Source organism: Nioella sp. (assembly GCF_964229645.1).
GTDB lineage: Bacteria > Pseudomonadota > Alphaproteobacteria > Rhodobacterales > Rhodobacteraceae > Nioella.
This window is the reverse complement of the sequence record NZ_CAXREX010000017.1, coordinates 1-2,211: the sequence shown is the minus strand read 5'-3', so window position 1 is coordinate 2,211 and position 2,211 is coordinate 1. Positions and strand designations below refer to the sequence as shown.

Annotated in this window: 2 protein-coding genes; one reads left to right on the top strand and one right to left on the bottom strand. The window is 65.7% G+C overall.

Features of this window, described 5'->3' with window-relative positions:
• Positions 1 to 292: ketopantoate reductase family protein (locus ACEQXV_RS01055; RefSeq protein WP_370267469.1), on the top strand; the 292-nt coding region annotated here is incomplete at its 5' end.
• Here the strand turns inward: ACEQXV_RS01055 and ACEQXV_RS01050 are convergent.
• Positions 277 to 1,833 carry an AMP-binding protein gene (locus ACEQXV_RS01050; protein WP_370253875.1) on the bottom strand — a complete coding sequence of 519 codons (1,557 nt, stop codon included), beginning with the start codon at positions 1,831 to 1,833 and terminating at the stop codon, positions 277 to 279. The two genes, ACEQXV_RS01055 and ACEQXV_RS01050, sit on opposite strands and share 16 nt — an antisense overlap.
• Positions 1,834 to 2,211: the final 378 nt, after the last annotated feature.

The following is a 2,211-nucleotide window of genomic DNA, read 5'->3' as shown; positions in this document are numbered from 1 at the left end:
CCTGGCCGCAGGCATCGCCGCCGAAGTGGTAAGGTTGGCCCGCGCCGAGGGCGTGGCGCTCGACCTGGCGCCCGTGCGTGACCAGATCGCCTTTGCCATGGCCGAGCACCTGCATCACAAGCCGTCGATGCTGCAAGACCTGGAGGCAGGCCGAAAGACCGAAATCGAGGCGCTGAACGGCCATGTTGTGTCACGCGCCAACCAGCTTGGCCTGTCGGCCCCGCTGAATGCGCTGCTGGCAGCGTTGGTCAGGATGCGCGAAGCGACGGCGGCGCGTCAGTCCGCCACCTGATCGCGCAGCATCCGGCGCAGGATCTTGCCCGAGGCGCTTTTCGGGATCGCCTCGACCACCTGCAGGCGCCGCACCTGCTTGAAATGGGCCAGTCGCCCTTCGAGATGGGCCTGCACGCTGGCCAGCGTCACGTCGGCCCCCGGTGCGGGCACCACGAAGGCCATCGGCACCTCGCCGGCCTCGTCATCGGCCACGCCGATCACGGCCGCATCGGTGATGTCGGGGCTGGTCACCAATGCAGCTTCCACTTCTGCGGGGGCAACCTGGAAGCCCTTGTACTTGATGAGTTCCTTCAGGCGATCGGTGATGGTGCAGTAGCCCTCGTCATCGAACATGGCCAGGTCGCCCGTGCGCATCCAGCCATCCTCGGTCAGCGTCTGCCGCGTGGCGTCCGCGTTGTTGAGATACCCCGTCATGATCAACGGTCCACGCACCCATAGCTCGCCTTCTTCACCCGGCCCCCGGTCCTGACCGCTGTCCGGATCGACGATGCGGCACTCTGTATTGGGCACGGTGATCCCTGCTGCGCCGGGTTTGCCCTTGCCCTTGGGCGAGACATGGCTGGCCGGGCTCATCTCGGTCATGCCGTAACCCTGTTCGCAACGCACCCCGAGCCGCGCGTGCAGGGCTTCGGCAAGATCCGCGCCAAGGGGCGCGGCACCTGAAAAGGCGTATTGCAGGGCCGAGAGGTCATATTGGTCGACCAGCGGGTGCTTGGCCATGGCCAGCACGACCGGCGGCACCACATAGGCCTGCGGGGTGCGGTAGTCCTGGATGAGCTTGAGGAAAAGCTCGAGGTCGAAGCGCGGCATGGTCACGATCCGCCCGCCATTGCCGAGGTAGAGATTGACCAGGACCGTCATGCCGTAGATGTGAAAAAAGGGCAGGAAACCCACGGTCCATTCGCCCTGCTCAACAGGGCGCACGGCCTGGATCTGGCAGACATTCGCCACAAGGTTGCGATGGGTCAGCATGACGCCCTTGGGCAGGCCCGTGGTGCCCGAGGAATAAGGCAGCACGAGGATGTGCCGGTCAAGATCCACGGGGGCCTGCGCCTCTTGCGGCGGCCCCATGAGATCGGCAAGCGGGGTCAGCCCCGGTGCCGCGCCGATCACGGCCACCTCCCGGATGCCAGTGCCCTCGGCAGCCTCTGTTGCCACGTCGGCAAAGGGCGGCACGGTGATCAGCAGGCTCGCGCCCGAGTCCTGCAACTGGTGGCGCACTTCGGGCGCGGTATAGGTCGGGTTGATCGTGGTCACCGTGCCCCCCGCCCAGGCCACCGCGTGGTAGACAAGGCAGAACTCGGGGATGTTGGGCGACAGCAGCGCCACCGTCTGACCGGGACCGAAACCGCGCGCGCTCAGCCCGCCCGCAAGTGCCTTGATCCCGGCCATCAGCGCGCCTGCCGTCATTTCGCGACCGGAGGGACCATCGACCAGCACGACCTCGTCGGGCCGGGTCCCGAGATCGCGCATCAACAACTCGGTGATCGAGAGATCGGGAATGGCGATATCGGGCAGCGGGCTGCGGAATACGGTCATGGCGGTTCCCCCTGATGCAGGCTTGCAGGAATTAGGGCCGGAAACCTTGGCGCTGTAAACGGAAATCACCAACGAGGCTGGAGTCGGGGCTGGCAATCGGCCCTGCCGGGCATGCCGTCAGCCGCTCGGCTCAGAGCGTCTTCGGCAGCGCCAGGCAGAAAGGAAATACCATATTCAACGCGGCCCCCTTTGCGGGTGGTGTTTTGGCCAAGGGCAGCGACACGGTGAAATGCATCACGTATCAAGTTGTGGACGACGCCGCTCTTGCCCCCGTCAAGCGGATCGAAGCCGCCCGTGCAGAAAACAACGTGGCGCCTGGGGCCCTGGCACTTCAGTTTTCGCTGCGGCAGGCGTTTGTCGGAAGCACGATAGTCGGCG

What these genes read in the sequence shown, in the direction of transcription:
- ACEQXV_RS01050 (WP_370253875.1), bottom strand. Translation starts at nt 1,833, where the DNA reads ATGACCGTATTCCGCAGCCCGCTGCCCGATATCGCCATTCCCGATCTC.